Source organism: Mangrovibacterium sp. (genome assembly GCF_041596335.1).
GTDB lineage: Bacteria > Bacteroidota > Bacteroidia > Bacteroidales > Prolixibacteraceae > Mangrovibacterium.
Window position 1 is genome coordinate 1 of sequence record NZ_JBFHIT010000003.1, and the last position, 24,783, is coordinate 24,783.

The window sequence follows — 24,783 nt, forward strand, 5'->3', positions numbered from 1 at the left end:
GGAGTTACTTTTTTATCGGAATACTCGATAGGAAGATTAACCATATGGGTGAAATGTAATAGGTTATAGAATACCTCTAAATTAAAGCTTTCTGTAGATTTTTCTATTCTCTATTGCATAAAGTAGGGTCAAAGGCCTTTGTTGCCATAAGAGCGGTTAATACCGTATTGGAAAACATAAATTTATTAAAAGAATATCCTGCAGAAACGGGTTATACAGCTGAGGAATTGGAAGATCAACTGATTGGTCAATGTTATTTTTTAAGAGCATTTCACTATTTTCAGATTATCCGTCGTTATGGGGGCTATACGATTATGAATCAGGTTTTTGGACCAGATCATGATTTTGATAAAGCAAGGCCAAGTTACTTACAAAGTTCTGATTCGTTGGTAGCTGACCTTGATAAGGCTATTAAATTACTTCCGGTTAAATGGAATGATCAAAACAAGGGACGTGTAACAAAAACAACAGCTCAGGCCTTAAAAGGAATGGCTTTGTTATATGCTGCCAGTCCGTTGATGAACCCACAGTTAAATCCTTATGGTTCAAGTTCAAAAGAATATAATCTGGAGTATGCTGAGAAAGCTGTATTTGCAACGCTAGAAGCTATCGAGAGTTATGCGGAAGGAGGCTATCAAATGTATTCTAAAGAAGATTATACAAAAAACTGGTATCGCCGCGAATATGGTTTTTCTGATGAAGCTCTTTTAGTGCCCCCATTATCAAGCGCAAGTTCTCCAGATGGAACAGGATTAGCTGGTAAGGGTTGGTTTTTGCCTCAATTTATGGGAGGATGGTTATCTGAAGGGCAACCTACTCAAAACGCAGTTGACTGGTTTGAAACTGCAGACGGTTATGATGTTAATGATCCTGACGCGATTACAAGTGGAAGTTTTGACCCTGCAAATCCTTATGAAAACCGTGACCCACGATTGAAAATGCTTGTTTTTGTTCACGGTGATGATATGTATGGGGAGCTTTCTTCTCCAACAAGTGGTGTTCCTCGTGATTTACAGGCTACTCCAGATGGGTATCACTATAAGTACGAAGAAGGCAAAAGTAAGTTTTGGTGTGGATACTACCATAAAGGCAAGCACAGATGGCCGGGATGCGATAAGTGGCATACGTCAACAGGATGGTATCGAAACTTCCCGCATATCAGGGTTGCACAATTGTATCTGGATTTTGCTGAAGCTGCCAACGAAGTTTATGGTCCAACAGGTGCTGTTCCAGGAACATCTTTAACCGCTGTAGGTGCTATTAATCTTCTTCGCCAAAGGGTAGATATGCCTCCTGTTTTAGCCAAGTACACAACCGATAGCGAGGCTTTTAAAGAGCGGATTTACAATGAGCGAGCTGTTGAACTTTACCACGAATTTCATCGTTGGTTCGATCTTCGGAGATGGAAATTGGCAAAAGAAGTTTTACCACAGGGGATCTATGCTGCGGATATTCGTAAGGTTGATGGGCAACTGGTTTATGGTAAAAAGAAATTAGAAACGTCTATGCGTGTATTCGAAGATAAACATTATTGGTATCCGTTCCCGACCGATATGATGAATATGATGTCCGAATTTGAACAAAATCCAGGATGGTAATCTAAAAACTGAAAAAAAATGAAGTATTATATATTAATATTATTATTGCTTATAGGGGGCTTTGCTTCGGCACAGCAAACGAACGTCTTATTGGCAAATGATACAACAGCTACACCTAAAATGGATGCTAAAGTGGCATTGCCCTTTGGTAATTTAACCAAAAACAGATTAGTTGGTGCTGTTGATGTGATTAAAGGCGAAAACCTGATGCACTCTTCGGATTATAATGTGGAATCGGTTTTGGCAGGGCAAGCACCTGGTTTAATTGTAACAAAGGGGGCTGGCGATCCGGGTATAGACAATACCTGGTTGAAAATACGGGGGCTGTCGCGTGGAGGGAGCGAAGATTCGCCTCTTATTGTGATTGATGGAATTGCAAACCGTTCGCTTTCAAGTATCACCCTAGAGGAAATTGAAAGCATTGAAGTGTTAAAAGACGTAACGGCAAAAATGCTTTATGGTAGTAAAGCTGCCAATGGTGTAATTCAGGTTACGACAAAACGCGGTTACAACGGCAAGAAAAAAATTAGCTTTTCTGGGGAGTATGGAATTAAAGCACCATCGGTATTGCCGGACTATGTAACCTCGGCACAATATGCACGCTTGTACAATCAGGCGCGTATAAACGACGGACTTGAGCCAATCTATTCTGATGAGGATATTGCCGGATATGAAAATCCATCAATATTGTACCCAAATGTTGATTATTACGACGAATTCTTAAAATCCAATACTTCTTTTCAACGTGTAAATGCTCAGCTGATTGGTGGCGATGACAATACTCAATACTTTTTGAATGTGGGTTACGTTGGCGAAAAGGGCTTGGAGAATATTGGAAAACAACAAACATTCAATCGGTTAAATGTTCGCAGTAACCTTGATTATGAAGTTAACGAGGTCCTTTCTATGTTTCTCGACATTGCAGGACGTATGGATATGTGGGAGAGAGCCGATATTTCGAACAATGCATTTTTTGATGCCTTGTCTTCTCATCGTCCAAACGACTATCCACTATACGTTAGTCAACAACCCGATATCGATTCTTTGGGATGGAGTCCTCGGGTAAGTGAAAACCTTGTTGGGGAATTGGCGCGTTCAGGCTACTTAAATACTAAGAATTACTACGCGCAAACCAACATCGGTATTCAATTAGACTTGAATAAATATGTAAGCGGTTTAACTGCCGGAGCATATCTTACATTCGATGTTTACAATGAAATTAAATTGGGTAAGTCGCTCGATTATTCAAGAATCGCACCGAGTGATATGACCCGAATCGGAACGGATGTTTTAGAATCAGAGGAAAGTCGGAAAGGCGATGATATGAAACAAAATGTTGGCATTGTTGGAAGTATCGATTACCTAAAAAAATGGGGTGATCATGATTTCCAGTTGAACTTTGCCAGCGTTACACAAACATTAAGTCGCAAGGCAACGCTCGATGGCCGAAGTACACAGCAGGACGAGAAAAGCGTAAACCTCGGCTTGCGTGCCAATTATGTTTTTAAAGGTAAATATACCTTGGAGGGAACGACTTCGTATATGGGGTCTGACAAATTCACAAAAGACAACCGTTGGGGGTTGTTTGGCGGTGGTGGCTTGGGCTGGATTGCTTCAAACGAAGATTTTCTGAAAGGCAGCAAAATCATTAATTATCTGAAGTTAAAGGGGGCTTTTGGTGTGATGGGGTACGATCGGCAAGGCGATGATGCGTTCGATTATTTGTTGTATGAGGATTTCTATGTGAGCAGCGGTTCATTCCGGACCGGCGAAAAAAACTCAACCATCGATTACGGCTGGAAAGCAAGCCAGATAGGTAATCCTGACCTTACTTTCGAAAAATAGAGAGAACAAATGCTCCAATATTCTCATTTTAATTGCCGTTTTATCGTTTGCTGCCAGTTGTACATCTACAAAAAAGATTCAGGAGAGCATGAATGCCGGAAGTTATTCTATGGCTTACATAATGGATTCAAAAATCTCCGATTTGCCTAAGAATATTGCTGTAACTGTTGATGATGTTTCATTCAACGTAGTAGCAATGAGTGATACAACTACTGTTAAGCGGGAGAAGGGGTGGTTTTTGCCCTTGGTTTTAGTTACGGTATGGAATTCCAAGAATAATTGTACGCAGGGAAAATCAATGATTGAAGAGGATATCCCTTCGTTTTTTAAAGGCTCATTGAGACAAGAAATCAGTCGTTCCGGGGATTTTAAAGTAGATACTTTAAATATCAGTGATTATTCAGTCGAACTATCCATTGATGAGCTAAAAACTGAAGGCCCTTATGTTAGTTCGGGGTTCTTTTATTTTGCACTTTATGCTTATGGTTATTCCTATTCCGATCGGGCCGGCCCTGCTCATTCAACACTGAAAGTATCTTATAAATTAAAAAAGGGCGATCAACTTATTCATAGCAATACGTTTACGTCCGAGAAAATTACCGAACAGATCAACCGAAAGTATACCAGTATTAACATGTTGCAGCAAGACTATGCCATCAGTATGGTCGAAGCGACATCGTACAACTTTAAAAACACTATTCAGCAAATTGTCAATGATTTAAATACGTTTTTTGCCGGAAGTTGATATCAATATTTTACAGAAGGAGTCAGCGTTAGTTTTAATAGATCCCCAGCAGAGTATTTACGTTTTTTGAAAGGGAGTGTAAAATAAACTCTGCATAAACTCTTTACACTTGGCCTAAACATTTGCTTCTGAATAATCTGGGATAGATTCCCTGTTATAAACGAACTGTAATTATTCCTGGTTGCTGAGCCGTTAATAGGTATTTTTGTGTCACATTTTAAAAGTTGAATAAATGATTACCGGACAACAACGCGACGATATTGATAAAATTTGGAAAGAGTTTCGTCAGCAAGCGCTTCAGAAAGAAGGAATCAGCAAACAGAGTGCACTTAAGTTGCTGTCGGAAAATGGCCCTTGCTTTATCGCCAGCGGGTTAGAGACACTGCATGCGACTAAAACTACAGCTAAACGTTCTTAGCTAAAAAAAATGCGAGGTTGCCCGGAAAAAAAATGAAAAAATAATAAAAGTGTAAGGTACTATTAATATATTTGTCACAGACATGTATGTTATGGGGGATAAGTACAACAAATTTTCAAAATATTTTGTAGCTGTCGACTGCGTCATCTTTGGGTACGAAGATGGCGACCTAAAGCTTCTACTTTACCATCGAGGTTTTGAGCCGGCAAAAGGAATGTGGTCGTTAATGGGCGGATTTGTTGGAGAGGAAGAATCATCGGATACAGCTGCCCGAAGGATCCTAAAAAATATAACCGGTTTAGATGATATCTATTTAGAGCAAGTGCAGGCATTTACTGATCCTAAGAGGGATATGGAAGGCCGGGTTGTCAGTCTTGCCTATTTCGCTTTGATAAGGATCGACAGGCACAAGTCGGATAGTGTTCGAGAAAATGGCGCTCATTGGTGGTCTCTTAAATCTTTACCAAATTTAGTCTTTGATCATAAGGAGATGGTTGAAAAAGCTTTGGAGAAGCTACAAAACAAGGCCGGGTTGGAGTTGGTTGGTAGTGAGTTGTTGCCTGACAAATTTACGCTCTTACAGCTAAGGCTGCTTTATGAGGCGATTTTTCAACGCGATCTGGATCCCGGAAATTTCAGAAAGAAGATATTGTCTTTAAACGTCCTTCAGCGTTTGTGTGAAAAAAATACGACAGAATCGAGACGTGGTGCACACTATTTTAAATTTATTGACGGAGCTACCGAAAGATCGTTTGAGCGGATAGTGAAAATTTAGACATCAATTTTTGAAATATATTTTTTGATATTAAGATAGTGTAAAGTACTATCTAAATGAGAATGTTTTTGTTCTGGATTTCTAGATGATCAGTTAATCAATTTGTTATATAATAGTATAAAGGGTTTTATTGTGAAATTTAATTAGATAAATATGATAGCGTTAAATCAATTAGAGGTTTGGTTGGTAACTGGAAGTCAGCATCTGTATGGGCAAAAGACATTGGATCAGGTTGCTTCGCATTCAAAAGAAATAGCAGCAGTATTTGATGCTGCATCAGAAATTCCGGTTAGAGTGGTTTGCAAACCCACAGGAACAGGATCTTCGGAGATTCATAAGATTTGTAAAGATGCCAACAGTGCCAAAAACTGCATCGGTATTATAACATGGATGCATACTTTTTCTCCTGCAAAAATGTGGATTCATGGGCTGCAAGAGTTGAGAAAGCCACTTCTTCATTTACATACCCAATACAATAAAGAGATTCCATGGGATGATATTGATATGGACTTTATGAACTTGAACCAAAGTGCTCATGGAGACAGGGAGTTTGGTCATATCATGGCTCGTATGAGAATGAATCGCAAAGTTGTTGTCGGGCATTGGCAAGATCCTAAAACTGTTTCGAATATAGCTGGTTGGACGCGTGTAGCTGCGGCATGGGCTGATTCTCAAGATATGTTGATCGTACGGTTTGGTGATCAAATGAACAATGTGGCAGTAACAGATGGAGACAAAGTCGAAGCTGAAAGAGTTTTCGGCTATCATGTCGATTATTGTCCAATTTCCGAATTAGTCAAAGCTCAGGACGAAGTGACCAATTTTGATGTTGCCGAATTAGTAAAAGTGTACGAGTCAGAATATGATTTAGCTGATAATTGCAGGGAAGGCGGAAAAGACCGGGGTCAAATTGTAATGGCAGCCCGTATTGAAATCGCGCTGCGCAGACTGCTGGAGGCAAAAGGAGCGAAAGCGTTTACTACTAACTTCGATGATCTTGAAGGAATTGATCAGCTTCCCGGACTAGCATCTCAGCGTTTGATGGCGGAAGGTTATGGATTTGGAGCAGAAGGAGATTGGAAAACAGCTGCTTTGTGCCGTACGATGTGGTATATGGGAATCGGATTGCCGAATGGTTGTTCTTTTCTGGAGGATTACACCCTTAATTTCGATGGTGAAAATAGTTCTATTCTTCAAGCCCATATGTTAGAAGTGTGTCCGTTGATAGCGGATCATAAACCAAAACTAGAAGTTCATCCACTAGGAATTGGAGGTAAAAACGATCCTGCTCGTTTGGTATTTACCAGCAAAAAAGGGTCAGGCGTTGCCGCTACTATCATTGACATGGGGAGTCGTTTCCGTATGATTATTAATAGGGTTGATTGTATCGAATCAAAGGCACTTCCTAAACTCCCCGTTGCCAGTGCACTTTGGATTCCACAACCAAATTTCGAAATTGGTGCTGCTGCATGGATCTTAGCAGGAGGAACACATCATACCAGCTTTTCATATGACTTAACAGTTGAAAACTTACTTGATTTTGCAGAGATGGCTGGAGTTGAGGCGGTAGTTATAGATGAGGACACTACGATCCCTGAGTTCAAAAAAGAACTGAAATGGAATGATCTCTATTATCACTTAGCAAAAGGACTATAATAGATTAACTAATTACGGGGTAGCTGTTAAGTTCTGATGCAAGCCCCCTTTAAAACTTGTAAAATGGTAACATTAGATTGGATTGTTATAGGGATATTTTTTGTTCTGCTAGTGGCTATTATTGTTTGGGTAGTTAGTCAGAAAAATAAAAATTCTGAAGACTATTTTTTAGGCGGGCGCGATGCATCCTGGATTGCTATTGGTGCATCTATTTTTGCATCGAATATTGGCTCAGAGCACCTGATTGGACTCGCAGGGGCAGGAGCGTCGAGTGGCATGGCTATGGCTCATTGGGAGATTCAGGGATGGATGATCCTGATCTTGGGCTGGGTGTTTGTTCCTTTTTATTCCAGAAGTATGGTGCTGACCATGCCCGAGTTTCTGGAGCGTCGATATAATAAAGAATCAAGGACGGTGCTGTCGTTAATCTCGTTGGTAAGCTATGTGCTAACCAAGGTTGCCGTAACAGTATATGCCGGAGGGCTGGTGTTTCAACAAGTATTCGGTATTGAAGAGATGTGGGGAATTGATTTTTTCTGGATCTCTGCCATAGGACTGGTAATGCTGACGGCGGTGTATACCATTTTCGGGGGAATGAAATCGGTATTGTATACTTCTGTTCTGCAAACGCCAATTTTGCTTGGAGGTTCGCTTATTATTCTTGTTTTGGGCCTAAAAGCCGTAGGCGGGTGGGAGCAAGTACTAGAAATATGTGGAGCGACAACTGTAAATGAATATGGCGATAGTATGGTAAACTTGATAAGAGATAACCGAGATCCGGATTTTCCTTGGTTAGGTGCGTTGATTGGATCTGCTATTATTGGTTTCTGGTATTGGTGTACTGATCAGTTCATTGTGCAGAGAGTATTATCCGGTAAAAATGAAACGCATGCGCGCAGGGGGGCCATTTTTGGCGCTTATCTGAAATTATTACCTGTATTCCTTTTCTTGATTCCAGGGATGATTGCTTATGCGATGAGTGTTAAAGGTGATATAATGCTCAATGGAGTAATATATGTGTTGCCAAGTGCAGATGCTGCTTTCCCTTCGTTGGTTGCGCAGTTGTTACCTGCAGGAGTGAAGGGATTGGTTGTATGTGGGATTTTGGCCGCCTTGATGAGTTCACTGGCTTCGCTTTTTAATTCTTCCGCTATGTTATTTACGATTGACTTCTATAAGCGGTTCAAACCGGAGACACCAGAGAAGAAATTGGTTAAAATCGGCCAATTCGCCACTGTTGTGATTGTGACGCTGGGGGTGTTGTGGATTCCAATAATGCGTAGTATCGGAGATGTTCTTTATGAGTATCTTCAGGATGTGCAATCTGTTTTGGCCCCAGGTATTGCGGCTGCCTTCTTGATGGGGATAACCTGGAAGCGTGCCTCAGCCCAGGGCGGATACTGGGGATTGATGTCAGGTTTTATTATAGGCGTCACTCGTTTGGGGGCTAAGGTGTATTATAACACGATTCATGATGCCCCGGATACTCTGTTTAAATCCGTGTTTTTCGACACGAATTGGCTTTTCTTCTGTGGTTGGATGCTGTTGGCCTGTATAATTGTGGTGGTCGTTGTAAGTTTGAATACAAAAGCTCCGAGTGCTGTACAAATCCAAGGTCTGGTATTTGGGACTTCAACACCAGATCAAAAGGCTCAATCTCGAGCTAGTTGGAATGTATGGGATGTTGTACATTCGGTGATCATAATAGGTTTTACGACTGCCTTCTATATTTATTTCTGGTAAAAGTTAAAGTTATGCTTGAACAATTGAAAAAAGAAGTATTTAAAGCAAATGTCGCCCTGGTAAAACACGGGTTGGTTATATTCACTTGGGGAAATGTGAGTGCTATCGACAGGGAGAAAGGTTTGATCGTTATCAAGCCCAGTGGCGTTGATTATGACGTAATGAAGGCTTCTGATATGGTCGTGGTTGATTTGGATGGAAAAGTGGTAGAGGGAGATTTAAAACCTTCATCAGATACCCCGACTCACCTTGAGCTATACAAGAACTTTTTAGAAATAGGTGGCGTTGTACACACGCACTCTACCTATGCAACAGCCTGGTCGCAGGCTGGTGTCGATTTGCCTGTGTTGGGAACTACTCATGCTGATTATTTCTATGGAGATATTCCTTGTGCGCGTTCGATGACGAACGAGGAGATTGATCGCGCTTACGAAAAAGAAACAGGTACAGTGATAGTAGAAGCTTTTGCAGATCGAAACCCGATGCACGTACCGGGTGTCGTAGTGAAAAATCACGGCCCATTTACCTGGGGGAAGGATGCTCATGATGCAGTGCATAATAGTGTCGTATTGGAGCAGGTTGCGAAGATGGCGTATATCGCACGACAGGTCAATCCGAGCACCAGTATGAATAAATATCTGGTTGAAAAGCATTTTAAGCGCAAACACGGCGACAACGCCTATTATGGTCAGTGACCGTGATTTTCCAGTCAGAGAGTATTGCTATGATGCTTATGGATTTTTGGGGGCTATTGGAGGCATCGCCAAAAATAAAAAATTTCCGATTGGGGTGCTTTTATTAAGAAATCAGAGAGATAAGCGTGTATGCGGCTCTTAAATATTATGAGAATTCAATATCTCTGCCTGACCTTTGGCAGATCTGAGTTTATCGTTATAAATAAAATGAGAAAATGAAAAAGCAATATGTAATAGGGCTAGACTATGGCTCAGACTCAGCACGATCAGTGATTGTAGATGTTGCAACAGGTGACGAATTGGCGTCATCGGTAAAGTATTATCCGCGTTGGGCGGAAGGTAGATACTGTTGTCCCGAAAAAGATCAGTATCGTCAGCATCCCCTTGATTATATTGAGGTAATGGAGTTTATCGTAACCGATGCTCTTAGGCAGGCTGGAGATGATGTTGCCCGAAATATCATCGGAATGTCGTTTGACACCACTGGAAGTACGCCGGTGATGGTAAATGAGCATGGCACACCATTGGCTATGTTGCCCGAGTTCGCGGAAAATCCAAATGCCATGTTTGTGCTGTGGAAAGATCATACAGCAGTGAAAGAAGCGGCAGAGATTAACGAATTAGCTGCAAAATGGAGTGAGAACTACACTAAGTTTGAAGGTGGAATTTATTCTTCAGAATGGGTTTGGGCAAAAGTACTTCATATATTGCGTGAAGACGACGAAGTGCGCGAGGCATCGTTTTCGTGGATTGAGCATTGTGACTGGCTGCCTGGGTTGATCACGGGAAAAGAAAATCCATTGAAAGTTCCTCGTAGTAGATGTGCCGCAGGACATAAAGCTATGTGGCATCCCAGTTGGGGTGGACTTCCTCCTCAGGATTTTTTATCTGCTTTAGATCCTGTGTTGGATGGCTACAGAGAGAGGTTATATCAAGATACTTATACCAGTGATATAGCAGTTGGTAATTTAATACCAGAATGGGCTGAGCGTTTAGGCCTGACGACCAACGTTAAAGTTGGAGTAGGAGCGTTTGATTGTCATATGGGGGCAGTAGGAGGAGAAGTGAGTCCCAATGTGTTAGCTCGTGCTATTGGCACATCTACATGTGATATTATGGTTGCAAAATGCGATGAAATTGGAGACAAACTAATCGCCGGTATATGCGGACAAGTAGATGGTTCTGTAATCCCTGGTTATGTCGGATTAGAGGCTGGGCAGTCAGCTTTTGGTGATATTTATGCGTGGTTTAAGCGTGTTGTGGCATGGCCTTTAGAAAATATTCTATCTAAATCAACTGTTATTGACGCGGAGACCAAAGCGACATTGATTGAAGAAACAATGAATGCGATCATCCCAGAGTTGTCAATGCAAGCTATGAAAATACCTATTGAGGAATCCTCTATTATTGCTGTTGATTGGATGAATGGAAGAAGAACGCCTGATGCCAGTCAGGAGGTAGCCGGTTCAATCGCTGGATTGAAATTGGGCTCCTCGGCTCCTCGGATCTTCCGTGCTTTGGTTGAAGCAACAGCTTTTGGATCTAAAGCTATCGTTGATCGATTTGCAAGGGAAGGGGTTGAAATTAAAGAGATTATTGGTTTGGGAGGTGTTGCGAAAAAGTCTCCTTTCGTGATGCAGACATTGGCTGATGTATTGAATATGCCGCTGAAAGTTGCGACCACAGAACAAACCTGTGCATTTGGGGCTGCAATGTTTGCAGCAGTAGTCGGTGGCGCATATGATAAAGTGGAAGACGCACAAAAGGCAATGGGGAAAGGATTCGAAAAAGAATACCAGCCAATAGTTGCTAATGTGCAGGCTTATCTTTCCATCTATGAAAAATATGTAAAGTTGGGTGAATTTACAGAAAGAGAGCTTTAGTTAATAATTTGAATAAAGCAGGGGAGGAAGTTGTGTCTTTCTGGATACAGGGCATTAGTCGTTATACTCTATGTTTGATTAGATCTGATCGATGCATGTACGATAGAAGAGTTGGCTCGCTTCCGTCAATGGGGGAGCTCAACACCAGACCATCCCGCGGTGGATTTTGTAAGGAGTATAGAAAACGCATGCGATCCTATGGGGCAGGGCATACGATGGCTGTGTAGAGCTATTGCGGATAAAATTTAAACGAGAGTTTTTGGATCGTTTTATCCCCATATTGTGGTTTAAAATTAGAGTCTTTATTGAATTTAAAATGATTGTTATGAAAACTAAAAGATTAGGACAGTATGCAAAGTGGTTGGTAAGTGGTACTTCGTATCTGTATATTAAAAACTATCTTGACAAGCAGGATAAGGTTCGTGATTTAAACCACAAAAAGTCTAAGTCTAACTAGGCAAGTAAAAATACATATTAGGTGTTATGTTCGATTTTTATTGCAAAGATAGATAAACGATTTCTGAGGACTATTAGGACAATAAAAATTCTATCTCCGCTGGCTTTGTTTTATTTTGGTGACAATCAGGAGCGGTTATAAATATTGAACAGAAATGATTTAGCGAATTATCAAAGAGAGGGTGGAATTCGACTAAGCAAGGGATACGGAAATTGAGATATCGCATGCTATAATGTTCCGGTAATTAGCCGTTAGGTTAGAAATGAGTAGGTTTGGGAGACATGAATTTTTAGACTTTCTCTGAGCCACAAAAGTATCCAATAGAGTGTTGCAGAGAGTTTATTTCTTGATTTTAATCAAGATTGGGATGTAAACAAGTTGGTTTACCAGTGATTTTTGAGTAAGTAGATTCGCTGTATAATGATTTGTATATAAGCTTATTAATTTTTCTTTTGAGGAGGCAAGTGAGAGGTTAAAACTTATCGGTAGCCTTAAATTGCCTTCTAGGTTTTAAGAAGCAGATTTCGAGAATAATTTAAATAATTACAAAATGAATAGAAACAAATTCGTTCTGATTATTGGTCTATTAGTTAGCGTGTTTAGTTGCACATCGCAAAAAACGAATGATGCAGTATGCTTTAATCTTAAAGTTGCTGATTTCCAGAAAACGATTGATGGAAAGCAAACGAGTTTATATTTTCTGAAAAACGGAAATATTGAGGCCGCGATTACTAACTATGGTGGGCGGATTGTTGGCTTGTGTACACCTGATAAAAATGGCGATATGGGAGATATTGTGTTGGGATTTAGCAGTATAGACGGTTATCTTGGTTCAAAGGAAGTTTTTCATGGAGCATTAATAGGGCGTGTTGGAAACCGTATAGCGAAAGGAGAGTTCATGCTAGACGATAAAGAGTATACGCTTCCATTGAACGATGGAGTAAACCATCTGCATGGTGGCCCAAAAGGCTTTCACAATGTGGTTTGGGATGTTAAAGCAGCAACTGATTCTTCAATCGTTTTGAAGTATCTTTCAATGGAAGGGGAAATGGGGTATCCCGGAAATCTTAGTGTCGAAATTCAATACCTGCTCGACTCAAAAAACGAACTTGTGATCAGCTATCGAGCGACAACGGATAAAAGCACCCCGGTTAACCTCACGAATCATGCTTTTTGGAACTTGGCAGGAGAAGGTAATGGAACTATTAACGACCATATCCTGACTATTAATTCTGATACTTTTACTCCCGTTGATTCAACATTGATTCCGTTTGGGCAGAATATCCCGGTTGAAGGAACCCCCTTCGATTTCAGGGTAGGTAAACCTATCGGGCAAGATTTGCATATGCAATCAGGCGATGAGCAGTTGAAAAATGGTATGGGGTACGACCATAATTTTGAGTTGAACAAGTCGAAACGAGATGAAATGGCGTGGGCAGCAACCGTTGTAGAGCCAGTAAGTGGGCGGAAGATTGAAATATTTACTCAGGAACCTGGCATACAGTTTTATGGTGGTAATTTTATGGATGGGACTGATACAGGTAAAAGTAGGAAAGCGTACAAATATCGTGAATCTTTTGCTTTAGAGACACAACACTTTCCTGATTCCCCCAATCAGCAACACTTTCCTTCAATAATCTTAAACCCCGGCGAAGTTTACCAAACAAGTTCAATTTACCGGTTTGGTGTTGATATGTAAGATTGGTAAGAAGGGCAAACCAATATGTAGTTAGAACCTCGAAATATTCTTCAACTACTCATTATGTAAAGCTAACTGTATTGATAAAAACAACTCAAAATGAAATTCAAAAACCTACTACTGACGCTTGCCGTTGTGCTGCTGGCGACTCACAGCTTTGCCCAACAGGATAAAATAGCATGGAATGAGATTTACCCGCAGATTTTGCAGCAGATCAAGCAACCAGTTTTTAAAAATGCTACATACAATATCACTGATTATGGTGCTGTAGCAAACGATTCGGCTGTGCTTAATCACGAAGCCATAAACCGAGCCATTGCTAAATGTAGCTTGAATGGAGGGGGAATGGTGCTGGTGCCTGCTGGTACATGGCATACCGGGCCAATTACGCTAAAAAGTAATGTCAATTTGCACCTTGATAAAGGTGTTGTCCTTCTTTTTACAACTGACACCAAATATTTTCCACCCGTCTTAACCCGTTGGGAAGGAGTTGATTGTTATAATCTCAAGCCTTTGGTTTACGCTTATGGCGAAACTGATATTGCCATTACGGGAAAAGGAACAATTGATGGCGCGGGTTCCAACGACAATTGGTGGAAAATGTGTGGCGCTTCGCATTTTGGATGGAAGGAAGGCGATATTTCGCAGAAAATCGGACGCCCGAAATTGCTGCAATGGAACAACGAAAATGTTCCGGTTACCGAACGGGTACTGACAGCCGAAGATGGTATGCGTCCACAGCTTATCAATTTATACTTATGTAAGAACGTGTTAATTGAAGGGGTGACCCTTTTGCGCTCACCGTTTTGGGTGATTCATCCGTTGTTGTGTGAGAACGTTACAGTGCGTGACGTGAAAATGATAAATGACGGCCCAAACGGAGACGGCTGCGATCCGGAATCGTGCAAAAATGTGCTAATTGAAGATTGTTTTTTCAATACTGGCGATGATTGTATCGCCATCAAATCCGGAAGGAATAACGACGGACGTCGTTGGAACAAACCAAGCGAAAATATAATTGTTCGCAATTGCGAAATGAAAAACGGACATGGCGGGGTGGTTGTCGGAAGTGAGATCACCGGTGGATATCGTAACCTGTTTGTCGAGAATTGCCGAATGGACAGCCCCGAATTGGATCGCGTAGTCCGCATAAAAACCAACACGCTGCGGGGCGGTATTATTGAAAACATTTATGTCCGCAACATCGAAGTAGGACAGTGTAAGATTGCGGTATTCAGCATAAACCTTTCGTATGATCCTAATGAAGTTGGTGAGCGGGGATTTATGCCTTTTGTGAGGAACGTTTATCTAAATGACATACGTTGCCAAAAAAGTCAATATGGAGTCTGGCTTAGCGGATTGGAAGAGCAGGAAAATATTGAAAATATAAGTATTAAGGATTGCATATTCAATAATGTGGAAATGGGAAATTTATTGAAAGGAGAAATCGGTACAATCCAATTGGAAAGCTTACAGATTAACGGCCGTTCTGTTTCAAAATTGGAGAATAGGTAGGCTTTCCAATGAAAGAAATAATTTTACAACCTTTAGCAGCATATTTTAGTCTGGATTCCTAACTTAGCTCATGAATGAAGAAATCAATCAAACTACTCAGTTGTTTAATTTTAGCGGCAATTCTAATACTTCCGGCAACATTGGTGAATGGGCAAAAAATAACCCAATCTGCTAATGATTATTCGGCTGTGATCAAATCCCATGTTTACAAAGATTACAAGGAAATGTATCGCCCGCCAAGTGGTTCTTTGCGTTTTCCGTTTTTAACACCAGGAAGCAATCAGTACGCCAACGTATTGTGGGATTGGGATTCGTGGTTGAGCAATGTAGCTCTTCGACAAATTCTAACTGATGTTGGTAAGGAAGCGGATTCAAAAGAAGCTCAGGAATATGAACAGGGATGTGTGTTGAATTTTTTGAGTTATGGCGACTGGGACGGTTACATTCCGATTGTGATTTGGGAAGATTCGAATCCAAGGGACATTGACGCCGAGGAAATTTATAAAATGAACATGCACAAGCCGGTACTGGCACAGCATGCCGCTTTTTTGTGTACGGTGCAAAATGATGATGCGGATTGGTTGCGGGAGAAGTTTTATTATCTGCAGGCTTTTGTCAACAGCTACAAAGCCCATCACCGCGACAAAAATACCGGACTGTTTTATTGGCAAACCGATGTGGCTATCGGTGTTGATAATGATCCCTGCACGTTCTTCAGGCCAAATGGAAGTTCGGCTTCTATCTATCTGAATTGCCTGATGTACCGCGAACTGCTGGCAATGGTTTATCTGGCCGATTGTTTGAAAATTCCGGAAGTTGGAAAGGAATTTGAGCAGGATGCCATCAATTTAAAAGCAGCAGTTCAGGAACATTGCTGGGACGAACGTGATGGTTTTTTTTACAGTGTCGATCTGAACCTTCGACCTGTTACTAACCAAATGGATCACTCTTTGGGGAAAGAATTCGCTATCCATGCCGGCTATCCGCGCGACTACGATTGCCTGATTCAGCGAATTGAAGTTTGGTCGGGATTTTTGCCTTTGTGGGCAGGAATTGCAACGCATGAACAAGCTGAGCGCGTGGTGAACGAACACTTTACCAATCCAAAAACCTTCAATTCGCCATCCGGTGTTCGCACCTTGTCGAAAATGGAAAAAATGTACAGTCTCCGCGCGAGCGCCAATCCCTCGAACTGGCGTGGGCCGATTTGGGGCATTTCAAACTATATGGTTTTTAGGGGATTGGTTCGCTATGGTTTCGATGTTGAGGCCACAGAGCTGGCGAACAAAACGGTTGCCTTGTTTGGTCGCGACCTAGAGCAAAACGGAGCCTTGCATGAATATTACGAACCAGAAACCGGCGAGCCACTTCTGAATAAGGGATTTCAAAACTGGAATTACCTGGTTGTGAATATGTTGGCCTGGCTTGAAGGCCGACCGGTTGTAGAAGAATTTTAACACAAATCCTATGAAAACGTCAATTTTATTCGGTGTGTTTCTTGTCTGTTTGAGCTTCAACCAGGCATTGGCACAGGAGGTGCATCCCTGGGGCGACCAGGGAACGGAACCTATATCAATCCGGTGTTGAATGCCGATTATTCTGATCCGGATGTCGTTCGGGTCGGAGTGGATTATTACATGGTTTGTTCCGAATTTCATTTTATGGGGATGCCGGTGCTGCATTCTACCGATCTGGTTAACTGGACCATTGTTAGTCAGGTCTACGATGAATTCAAGTTTGCCCCGGAATATAGTTCAAACCAGCGCTATGCGGGAGGCAGTTGGGCTCCGGCTATCCGCTTCCACGCCGGTAAGTTTTATGTGTATTTCTGCACCCCTAAAGAAGGGCTTTTCATGTCGTCAGCCGATAAGGCTGAAGGTCCCTGGGAGCCTTTAGTTCAGGTGGAATCAGTTGACGGATGGGAAGATCCATGCCCCTTCTGGGACGATAACGGGCAAGCCTATTTGGGGCATAGCAAGGTCGGAGCAGGGCCAATAATCATTCATAAAATGAGTGCAGACGGGAAGTCTCTTTTGGATGATGGTCTGACAGTATATACCGGTCCGGTAGCCGAAGGAACAAAAATACAAAAGCGGAACGGTTATTATTACCTGAGCATCCCCGAAGGTGGTGTTGAGAGAGGTTGGCAAACAATTTTGAGATCGAAAAATATTTATGGTCCCTATGAGAAGAAAGTCGTTCTGGAAACCGGTTCAACGCAGATCAACGGACCGCATCAGGGCGCAATGGTCGATACACCGGACGGGGAATGGTGGTTCCTGCATTTTCAGTCGATACTGGCAAAATCGGGCGAATAGACCATTTGCAACCTCCAGGTCGGAGCTAAAATGAGTTAACTACTGTAATATGTGATAATGGTTCTTTTTGCTTTGTTGTGTAAACGTTTTCATTTATATTTATTGCTTCTATTTACATGGAAATATAGATGGTTTTAGGTGATCCAAAATGAACATTAAAGCGAACAAACGAATCTTAAAGGTACCTTCAAAAACTGAACACAAGTTTGAAAGTATATTCCAGACTTATTTTGTTCGTTTGTGTTGCTTTGCAGATCGATATACCACAAATCCGGAAGAATCGAAAGAGATTGTACAGGAGGTCTTTTTGCAAGTCTGGAACAAACGGGAACAGTTAGCTTTCGACAGGGAAATTCATTCCTATTTGTTCCGAGCAGTTAAGAATGGCTGTTTGAATTTACTTCAACATAAACGTATCGTAGACAGTTATCACGCAGTTTTATACCTTTTGTACGCCAGGGAAGAGTTGCATTCCGATACTTACGAATCGCTTGAAATATCTGAATTAAGCGAAAAGATAGATCAGGCGATTCAGACACTTCCGGATGAATGCCGTAGAATTTTTTTATTAAGTCGAGAGAACGGACTAAAGTATGCCGAGATTGCCAAGGAACTTCAAATATCGGTTAAAACGGTTGAAACTCAGATGAGCCGGGCCTTGTCGCGTTTACGAACTTACCTGAAAGACTATCTGAACTGATTTGAGAATTCACGGTTAAAATTAAAATCTAAAAAAAAAAATAAGGCTGCTTGTCAGGGTGAAACGCAGTTGATCTGTATTGCTTATTGAAAAACGACAAATAATGGAGTCAAAATTCAATAACGATCAACTAAGCAGGTTTATCCACCGGGAGACAAGCCTGGAAGAAGATCGCCAGATTTTGATTTGGCTAACTAAAAACGATCAGGGACGTGAGGAGCTGAGACAGCTTTACGAAACCCAGAAATTGATCGATCTGAAAAGCCGATCAAAACACTATAATGTCAATGAAGCCTGGGCCGACTTTTCCAATCGCCGCCTAAAGAGTACCAATTCAAAACGGAATCTTTTTAGCCAGACCTGGATAAAGGTTGCAGCTTCCATTTTAATTCTTTTCTCAGTTGGCATCGGAAGTATAGAAACCTATCGTTTTTATGCTGAAAGCGGTGTGACTTCATCTAAAATGGTTCAGGTTGAAGTGCCCGGAGGTGAAAAATCGAAAGTAATTTTGGCCGACGGGACGGTCGTGTGGTTAAATTCCGAATCAACCTTAAGTTATGATGCGGAAGATCCCCGTTCTGTAAAACTGGTTGGTGAAGGTTATTTTGAGGTGACCAAAGACCCGGCGCATCCGTTTATTGTGCAAACAGCATCCGGGTTGAATGTAAGGGTGTTAGGTACGCGTTTTAATTTGCGCTGTTACGAGAATGAACAAACAGTTGAAACAACTTTGGAAGAGGGAAAGGTAGAGCTGTTTGGCAAGCAATTACAACACAAAGTGTCAATTGTTCCGGGCGAGCAAGCTGTAATGACAGATGAAGCCTTGAATATTAAAAAGGTGGATACAAAGCTATTTAGCGTTTGGCGAAACAATGAACTCAAATTTCAGGATATCACTTTTGCAGAATTGGTGCCCCGGATAGAGCGTTGGTATGGCGTAAATATCCAGTTAGATCCGATTCTGGCTGACCATGATCGGTTTACGTTGACCATTAAAACAGAATCTATACGGGAGTTATTTGCGATGATGCAACTAACCTCAAATTTTAACTATAAAATTAACGGAAGTCAAATCACTCTTATATCGAATTAAACAAAAAAGGAAAGTGTTGCTGCACTTCCCTTTAAAATTATTACGGTCGTAGCCGTAACAGCTTATTAATTTATAAACATTACAAACTTATGAAAAAAAATGGTATGAATTTTCGGATACCGCTATGGTATTTACCGAAGCAAATTTTACGCATTATGAAACTAACAAGCCTGTTTGTTCTGTTGGCTTTCCTGCAGGTTTCTGCGAGCGTGTATTCGCAGAACAGCAAGATGGTGCAAATCAAAGCAGTAAATCAATCTATTGTTGATGTTTTGAAAACGATAGAGGATAAAACAAACTTTACTTTTCTTTTTAACCGTGAAAACGTCGATGTTGACCAGAAAGTGAACCTTAACCTAGAGTTTTCGGATATTGAAAAAGCATTGGATGTGCTGTTGGTGGGAACCAATATCAGATACCGTTCTTTTAACAACAACTACGTGCTTTATTCGGCTGATAATACGTCGCAGGACTTTAGCAGCCAGCAAACTAAAACAATCAGAGGGCAGGTTGTTAGTAAGACGAGGGAAGGAATTCCCGGAGTGACCGTAGTTATTAAAGGAACAAGCGAAGGGGCGATTACCGATGCGGATGGAAAATACACGTTGGGAAATGTACCAGCTAACAGTATTCTGGTATTTTCATTTGTAGGAATGCAAACAGCAGAAGTGTCTGTGCTAGGGCTTTCAATAATCGATGTAACATTGGAGGAAGAAACAGTTGGTATTGAGGAGGTGGTGGCTATCGGTTATGGCACCGTGAGAAAGCGCGACTTAACAGGGGCTGTTTCATCCGTAAAAAGTGATGAAATTAAAATGTCACCGGTCGCTAATCCGATTGAAGCCATGCAAGGACGAGTGGCCGGTTTGGATATTACCCGCGAATCCGGGAGAGCTAATTCCGGATCAAGTGTTTTGCTACGTGGGAACCGCTCCTTAACCGCCAGCAGTGAACCAATTTATATTATCGACGGAATACAGGGCAGCATAAGCAACCTGAATCCAAACGACATTGAATCAATCGACATTTTGAAAGATGCCTCTTCGACTGCGATATATGGTTCGGCAGGTGCAAATGGGGTATTCATCATTACCACCAAGCAAGCTACAAAAGGAAAAATTCAAATCGACATGGATGCCTATGTCAGTGTAAACGGTTGGCCTTCCTACCCCAGCGCCTTACAGGGTGATGCCTGGCTTAATTACCTGGAAGAGGGTTATTATGCCACTCGCGGAAGTCATTCTTCCGGTACAGATCAATTGTTATCTGACTGGAATCTGGGATCGATAAAAACGTATATTGATCAAAATAAATGGGTAGACTGGGTTGATGAGACCTTAAAAACCGGAACCCAACAGAACTATTCTCTTTCCGTTCGCGGCGGCACCGAAGTAGTACAAGCTAATTTCTCGATGGGCTACAACCGTACAGACGGGATCTACAAAGACGACAACCTGGACAAATATACCATGCGTGGAAGTATCAACATCCAGATAGCCGACTGGGCTAAAACAGGTATCCAAACAGGACTGACTTACACCAATGGGAATACACGTTCCAGCCGAATCAACAAAACTTACGGTATCGTACCCTTAGGGGAAGTCTATGATGCTGACGGCAACATCAACCAATACCCTATGGAGGGAGAAGCTGTAGTTAGTCTTATCGCTGACGACATTCCAAACACCTATGAGAATAACACCAAAGCAATCGCAATCACAGCCAATCCTTACCTTGAGGTAACTCTTGCCAAAGGATTTACATTCAAATCAATCTTGGGAACCTCGCTGTCAACACGCCGCAATGGCATATACAACAGCGACCACACCTACATGATGTTAACCGGTAGTCAAACAGCTATTCGTAGCGGAACTTACAATACCGCACTGGCTTACAGTTATACCTGGGAAAACATTGCAAATTATACCACTACATTTGCCGACAACCACGAACTGACGGCAACCCTGATTTCATCCTGGGGGAACAGTCAGAGCGAATCGGAATCAGCCTACAGTGAGGGCTACCTTTACGATGACTTCCGCTACTATAATTTGGATGCAGGGATCAATCCGAGTGTTAGCTCCAGCTACACTCATACAAAAAAGATGTCAGTTGCCGGTCGCCTAAATTATTCCTTTAAAGGGAAATACCTGCTTACCGGCTCAGTGCGCTATGACGGAGCTTCGCAATTATACGACAAGTGGGATATCTTCCCAGCCGGGGCATTTGCCTGGCGAATTTCTGACGAAAGCTTTATGGCAGGCACTAAAAACTGGCTAAGTAATTTAAAGCTTCGTACAGGCTACGGTGTTTCCGGCAACTCCAATATTAGTGCCTACTCTACATTGACCGAGGTGACCAGTGGATCAGACAACCTGAATTTTGGAGCCGGACAAGTACCCACCACCATTCCGACCGAAGTTGTTGGAAATACCGCACTTGGATGGGAAAAATCGTACAACTTAAACATTGGACTTGATTTTGGCCTGTTCAGAAACCGGATAGACGGATCGTTGGAATGGTATGACACTGATACAAAAGATGTAATCTATGCCCGCGACCTTCCGTTCTCAAGCGGAGGCTATACTCCAAAAATTTCCTACAAGATGAACACCAACATTGCGGAAATGAAAAACAAGGGGATCGAGCTAACTTTGAATACACGAAACATCAAAACGACGAACTTCACGTGGAATTCATCCATTACCTTTGCCAGAAACTGGGAAGAAATTACCTCTATCGATCTTGGAAGCGGAACCACCGTAGATGACTTAATTTCACTGGGATTATTTATGGGATCGCCCAAAAATACGTTCTACAATTACCAGAAAATCGGAATCTGGCAATTAGGGGAAGAAGTAGATGCAGCCGTATTCGGTTTAAAGCCCGGGGATGTAAAGCTTCAAACCAGTTTGAATAAAAAAACAGATGGAGTATGGGTGAAGACAGCCACCGACGAGGCAGGAAATGTCACCGAAACGGAATACACCGCCGATAGCCCGTACACGATTAATGCCACCGACGACCGCCAGATTCTCGGACAAGAGTCACCAAAATGGACAGCAGGGTTTCAGAACACATTCACCTATAAAAACTTCGACCTCAGCGTCTTCATGACAGCTCGATGGGGACAAATGATCAATGGTGGCCTGCTCGGCTATTTCGGCTATGGTAAGGTAAATTTGCCGGATAATTACAACTACTGGACAGAAGACAATCCGACCAATGATTACCCTCGACCATATTTGTCTCGAACCAGCGGAGGGAATTTTACAGCATCACTAAATTCTCTTCCTTTTGCAGATGCTTCCTACATCAAGGTTAAAAATATTACTTTCGGGTATACCCTCCCCAAGAGTCTGAATACAAAATTAGGTGTCTCCAACCTGCGTGTGTACGGCACAGTTTACAATCCTTTTATAATTACAAAAAGCGAGCTTTTAAAAGAAATGGATCCCGAAACAGGAGCCTCCGACTCGTTTCCTTTATACAAACAAATTGTGTTTGGTGTTAATGTGTCATTTTAATAAAACAGTTTGAAAAATGAGAAAAATATATAAAAAAACAGCCATTGCGGCCATCTTCCTGATAGGCCTGTTTTCTGCATGTTCCCTGGAAGAGACCAATCCTTCAACGGTAGATCTTGAAATCGCTTATACCAGTCCGGAAGGATTCGAAAGCCTCATAAATTATTGCTACGATGCCTTGTATTACTACTATGGCAAGATTGATGGTATTGGGGCTATGGAGATGGGTACCGACCTTTGGGTGAGCGAAAGCAAGGAGTCCGGATTCACCATGTATGACAGCAAGATGAATACAGAGCTGGGAACGCTACGGGTGATCTGGAACGGTTTTTACGCCACCGTTAACTATTGCAACACGGCCATTTACTATGCCGATCTGGTTGCAGACTATTCAGAAGAGCAAAAAAATGCAAAAGTTGCTGAAGCCTATTTCATGCGTGGATGGAGTTATTTACACCTCGTGGAACAATTTGGCAATGTGGTGTTAAGAACAGAACCTTCATCAGTTTCCGGGATCGACAACTATCCCGTTCGCAGTACTGAAGCTGAGATTTATGACCAAATTATCAGTGATTTGAAATTTGCCTGCCAACATTTACCGCTCAGTCAGGGTGCAGAAAGAGGTCGGGTAGCGAAAAAAGCCGCCTATGGCATTTTAGCCAAAGCTTACCTCCAACGTACACGACTTGGCGAATCCAATAGCGCAGACTATGCAAAGCTAGCCCTCGAGACAGCAAAAGAACTGATTGATAATCAGAGCACCTATAACTGCGCTTTATACACCAGTGATGGCACCAAGTCGGGGTACTCAAAACTATGGGATGGGATAAACAACAAAAACAATCCTGAATTTTTGTTCCTGGAAGCGATCGATCACGAAGGATTTCTGAATCCGGATGGTGACAATCGTGGAAGAACGCGCCAATATTACCTGATGGATCTGAAAACCGTGGGAGCAGAATGGGGTACCGCTGAAAAGAACTGCGCTTGGTATAGTCGGGCAAACGACCGCGGTTTTAAACCAACCAAGTACTTGATGACGGAAATTTTTGAACCGGTAATGGATCCGGCAGATACGCGGTTTGGCGAAACCTTCTTCACTGAATATTACAATTCGAGATGGAGCGATTTTACAATCTCGCAAACGTTGGTTGATAAGTACGGAAAAGATCAATCTTTAGTTGGGAAAACGATTAAAAATACCGCAGCAACATACTTTCCGGGAGTTGATCACTATTTCGGGCAGACCTACTATACGGTAAACGCATCCGGCAATGTGAACATGTTAGACAGCGACATGGATGGCTATCTTGACGGTATATCAGTATTTACGCCCAACTATAATATATCAGCTGCAGAAAAAGCCTTGTTGCCATTCCTTTGCGTGGACCCATCAGACATGTATGATGCCTCCGGAAAATGGGTGTCAGCCGAAACCAGCACCCTTGGCACATACTATAAAGAATGCTATCCATCTATGCGGAAATTCTCCTCATTATACTGGATCTACAACAACCAAAAATGGCAAGGAGATTTTCCGATTCTCCGGTTGGGGGAAGTTTATCTCATTGCAGCCGAAGCTGCCCTTCGTTATAACAACGATCAAGCCACAGCGGCACAGTATCTAAACGACATTCGTCAGCGCGCTGCTGTTACCGGACGTGCGAGTGAAATGACAGTTGCTCAAGCAGGCGTTGACCTTGATTTTGTACTTGCCGAACGTGCACGCGAACTAGCAGGTGAACAAACCCGTTGGTACGACCTGAAACGTTACGGGAAATTAACTACTGCGTATCTTGCCGAAACAAATCCCGACATCACAACGTTCGATCAAGAGAAACACGTCGTCAGACCAATTCCGCAATCATTTCTGGATGCGATTGCCAATCCGGATGAATTTGGCAGTAATGGCTATTAATAACACAAGATCAACAGTTGGTTAGAATAGATGTATTTTAGATGGGGTTGCCTGATTTTCAAAGGCAGCCTCTTTTTTTTGCATTTTCCAACTCAGCAATGAGAGAATAAAATTCTGTTGTATGTATAAACGTTTTCAAATTAGAAAGATTTTAGTTAATATTAAAGCTCAATAAAACAGGACAATACAGAATGTAAA

The 24,783-nt window shown here is 41.9% G+C and carries 18 protein-coding genes; all 18 read left to right on the forward strand.

The window, feature by feature from the left end; translation table 11 throughout:
* The first annotated feature begins 113 nt into the window (after positions 1-113).
* The 18 genes from ABZD21_RS02020 to ABZD21_RS02105 all read left to right on the forward strand — a co-directional run bounded on the left by ABZD21_RS02020 (position 114) and on the right by ABZD21_RS02105 (position 24,585).
* Positions 114-1,598: a RagB/SusD family nutrient uptake outer membrane protein gene (locus ABZD21_RS02020; protein ID WP_372772502.1), complete on the forward strand. Its 1,485-nt coding sequence runs from the start codon at positions 114-116 to the stop codon at positions 1,596-1,598.
* 18 nt (positions 1,599-1,616) lie between these two features.
* Positions 1,617-3,443 carry a TonB-dependent receptor plug domain-containing protein gene (locus ABZD21_RS02025; protein WP_372772503.1) on the forward strand — a complete coding sequence of 609 codons (1,827 nt, stop codon included), beginning with the start codon at positions 1,617-1,619 and terminating at the stop codon, positions 3,441-3,443.
* A gap of 88 nt (positions 3,444-3,531) precedes the next feature.
* The gene (locus ABZD21_RS02030; protein ID WP_372772504.1) at positions 3,532-4,188 is read left to right on the forward strand and encodes a hypothetical protein; all 657 of its coding nucleotides are present in this window, start codon (positions 3,532-3,534) and stop codon (positions 4,186-4,188) included.
* A gap of 232 nt (positions 4,189-4,420) precedes the next feature.
* The gene (locus tag ABZD21_RS02035; protein ID WP_372772505.1) at positions 4,421-4,606 is read left to right on the forward strand and encodes a hypothetical protein; all 186 of its coding nucleotides are present in this window, start codon (positions 4,421-4,423) and stop codon (positions 4,604-4,606) included.
* 91 nt (positions 4,607-4,697) lie between these two features.
* Complete coding sequence (locus tag ABZD21_RS02040; protein ID WP_372772507.1) at positions 4,698-5,381, forward strand: NUDIX domain-containing protein; 684 nt, start codon at positions 4,698-4,700, stop codon at positions 5,379-5,381.
* A 153-nt stretch (positions 5,382-5,534) separates the two neighbouring features.
* A complete protein-coding gene (gene araA / locus ABZD21_RS02045; RefSeq protein WP_372772508.1) occupies positions 5,535-7,037 on the forward strand; it encodes an L-arabinose isomerase in 1,503 nt (500 codons plus the stop codon).
* A gap of 63 nt (positions 7,038-7,100) precedes the next feature.
* Positions 7,101-8,780, forward strand: coding sequence for a sodium:solute symporter (locus ABZD21_RS02050; protein WP_372772509.1), 1,680 nt, complete (start codon positions 7,101-7,103; stop codon positions 8,778-8,780).
* Positions 8,781-8,791: 11 nt separating this feature from the next.
* Positions 8,792-9,475 (forward strand): L-ribulose-5-phosphate 4-epimerase, encoded by a 684-nt coding sequence (gene araD / locus ABZD21_RS02055; RefSeq protein WP_372772510.1) that lies wholly within the window; start codon positions 8,792-8,794, stop codon positions 9,473-9,475.
* Between the two features lie 215 nt (positions 9,476-9,690).
* The gene (locus tag ABZD21_RS02060) at positions 9,691-11,358 is read left to right on the forward strand and encodes a ribulokinase (RefSeq protein ID WP_372772512.1); all 1,668 of its coding nucleotides are present in this window, start codon (positions 9,691-9,693) and stop codon (positions 11,356-11,358) included.
* A 111-nt stretch (positions 11,359-11,469) separates the two neighbouring features.
* The gene (locus ABZD21_RS02065; RefSeq protein WP_372772514.1) at positions 11,470-11,607 is read left to right on the forward strand and encodes a hypothetical protein; all 138 of its coding nucleotides are present in this window, start codon (positions 11,470-11,472) and stop codon (positions 11,605-11,607) included.
* 758 nt (positions 11,608-12,365) lie between these two features.
* Positions 12,366-13,514 carry an aldose epimerase family protein gene (locus ABZD21_RS02070; RefSeq protein ID WP_372772516.1) on the forward strand — a complete coding sequence of 383 codons (1,149 nt, stop codon included), beginning with the start codon at positions 12,366-12,368 and terminating at the stop codon, positions 13,512-13,514.
* Positions 13,515-13,613: 99 nt separating this feature from the next.
* A complete protein-coding gene (locus tag ABZD21_RS02075; protein WP_372772517.1) occupies positions 13,614-15,029 on the forward strand; it encodes a glycoside hydrolase family 28 protein in 1,416 nt (471 codons plus the stop codon).
* Between the two features lie 74 nt (positions 15,030-15,103).
* Complete coding sequence (locus tag ABZD21_RS02080; protein ID WP_372772519.1) at positions 15,104-16,486, forward strand: trehalase family glycosidase; 1,383 nt, start codon at positions 15,104-15,106, stop codon at positions 16,484-16,486.
* A 126-nt stretch (positions 16,487-16,612) separates the two neighbouring features.
* Positions 16,613-17,347 (forward strand): glycoside hydrolase 43 family protein, encoded by a 735-nt coding sequence (locus tag ABZD21_RS02085; protein ID WP_372772521.1) that lies wholly within the window; start codon positions 16,613-16,615, stop codon positions 17,345-17,347.
* A gap of 148 nt (positions 17,348-17,495) precedes the next feature.
* Complete coding sequence (locus tag ABZD21_RS02090; RefSeq protein WP_372772523.1) at positions 17,496-18,047, forward strand: RNA polymerase sigma-70 factor; 552 nt, start codon at positions 17,496-17,498, stop codon at positions 18,045-18,047.
* A gap of 103 nt (positions 18,048-18,150) precedes the next feature.
* The gene (locus tag ABZD21_RS02095) at positions 18,151-19,140 is read left to right on the forward strand and encodes a FecR family protein (RefSeq protein WP_372772524.1); all 990 of its coding nucleotides are present in this window, start codon (positions 18,151-18,153) and stop codon (positions 19,138-19,140) included.
* A gap of 155 nt (positions 19,141-19,295) precedes the next feature.
* On the forward strand, positions 19,296-22,667 hold the full coding sequence (locus ABZD21_RS02100) for a TonB-dependent receptor (RefSeq protein WP_372772526.1): 3,372 nt from the start codon (positions 19,296-19,298) through the stop codon (positions 22,665-22,667).
* A gap of 16 nt (positions 22,668-22,683) precedes the next feature.
* Complete coding sequence (locus tag ABZD21_RS02105) at positions 22,684-24,585, forward strand: RagB/SusD family nutrient uptake outer membrane protein (protein ID WP_372772527.1); 1,902 nt, start codon at positions 22,684-22,686, stop codon at positions 24,583-24,585.
* Positions 24,586-24,783: the final 198 nt, after the last annotated feature.

What these genes read in the sequence shown, in the direction of transcription:
- ABZD21_RS02075 (WP_372772517.1), top strand. Translation starts at nt 13,614, where the DNA reads ATGAAATTCAAAAACCTACTACTGACGCTTGCCGTTGTGCTGCTGGCG.
- ABZD21_RS02030 (WP_372772504.1), top strand. Translation starts at nt 3,532, where the DNA reads ATGAATGCCGGAAGTTATTCTATGGCTTACATAATGGATTCAAAAATC.
- ABZD21_RS02080 (WP_372772519.1), top strand. Translation starts at nt 15,104, where the DNA reads ATGAAGAAATCAATCAAACTACTCAGTTGTTTAATTTTAGCGGCAATT.
- ABZD21_RS02025 (WP_372772503.1), top strand. Translation starts at nt 1,617, where the DNA reads ATGAAGTATTATATATTAATATTATTATTGCTTATAGGGGGCTTTGCT.
- ABZD21_RS02060 (WP_372772512.1), top strand. Translation starts at nt 9,691, where the DNA reads ATGAAAAAGCAATATGTAATAGGGCTAGACTATGGCTCAGACTCAGCA.
- ABZD21_RS02070 (WP_372772516.1), top strand. Translation starts at nt 12,366, where the DNA reads ATGAATAGAAACAAATTCGTTCTGATTATTGGTCTATTAGTTAGCGTG.
- araD (WP_372772510.1), top strand. Translation starts at nt 8,792, where the DNA reads ATGCTTGAACAATTGAAAAAAGAAGTATTTAAAGCAAATGTCGCCCTG.
- ABZD21_RS02100 (WP_372772526.1), top strand. Translation starts at nt 19,296, where the DNA reads ATGAAACTAACAAGCCTGTTTGTTCTGTTGGCTTTCCTGCAGGTTTCT.
- ABZD21_RS02105 (WP_372772527.1), top strand. Translation starts at nt 22,684, where the DNA reads ATGAGAAAAATATATAAAAAAACAGCCATTGCGGCCATCTTCCTGATA.
- ABZD21_RS02090 (WP_372772523.1), top strand. Translation starts at nt 17,496, where the DNA reads ATGAACATTAAAGCGAACAAACGAATCTTAAAGGTACCTTCAAAAACT.
- ABZD21_RS02035 (WP_372772505.1), top strand. Translation starts at nt 4,421, where the DNA reads ATGATTACCGGACAACAACGCGACGATATTGATAAAATTTGGAAAGAG.
- araA (WP_372772508.1), top strand. Translation starts at nt 5,535, where the DNA reads ATGATAGCGTTAAATCAATTAGAGGTTTGGTTGGTAACTGGAAGTCAG.
- ABZD21_RS02095 (WP_372772524.1), top strand. Translation starts at nt 18,151, where the DNA reads ATGGAGTCAAAATTCAATAACGATCAACTAAGCAGGTTTATCCACCGG.
- ABZD21_RS02050 (WP_372772509.1), top strand. Translation starts at nt 7,101, where the DNA reads ATGGTAACATTAGATTGGATTGTTATAGGGATATTTTTTGTTCTGCTA.
- ABZD21_RS02040 (WP_372772507.1), top strand. Translation starts at nt 4,698, where the DNA reads ATGGGGGATAAGTACAACAAATTTTCAAAATATTTTGTAGCTGTCGAC.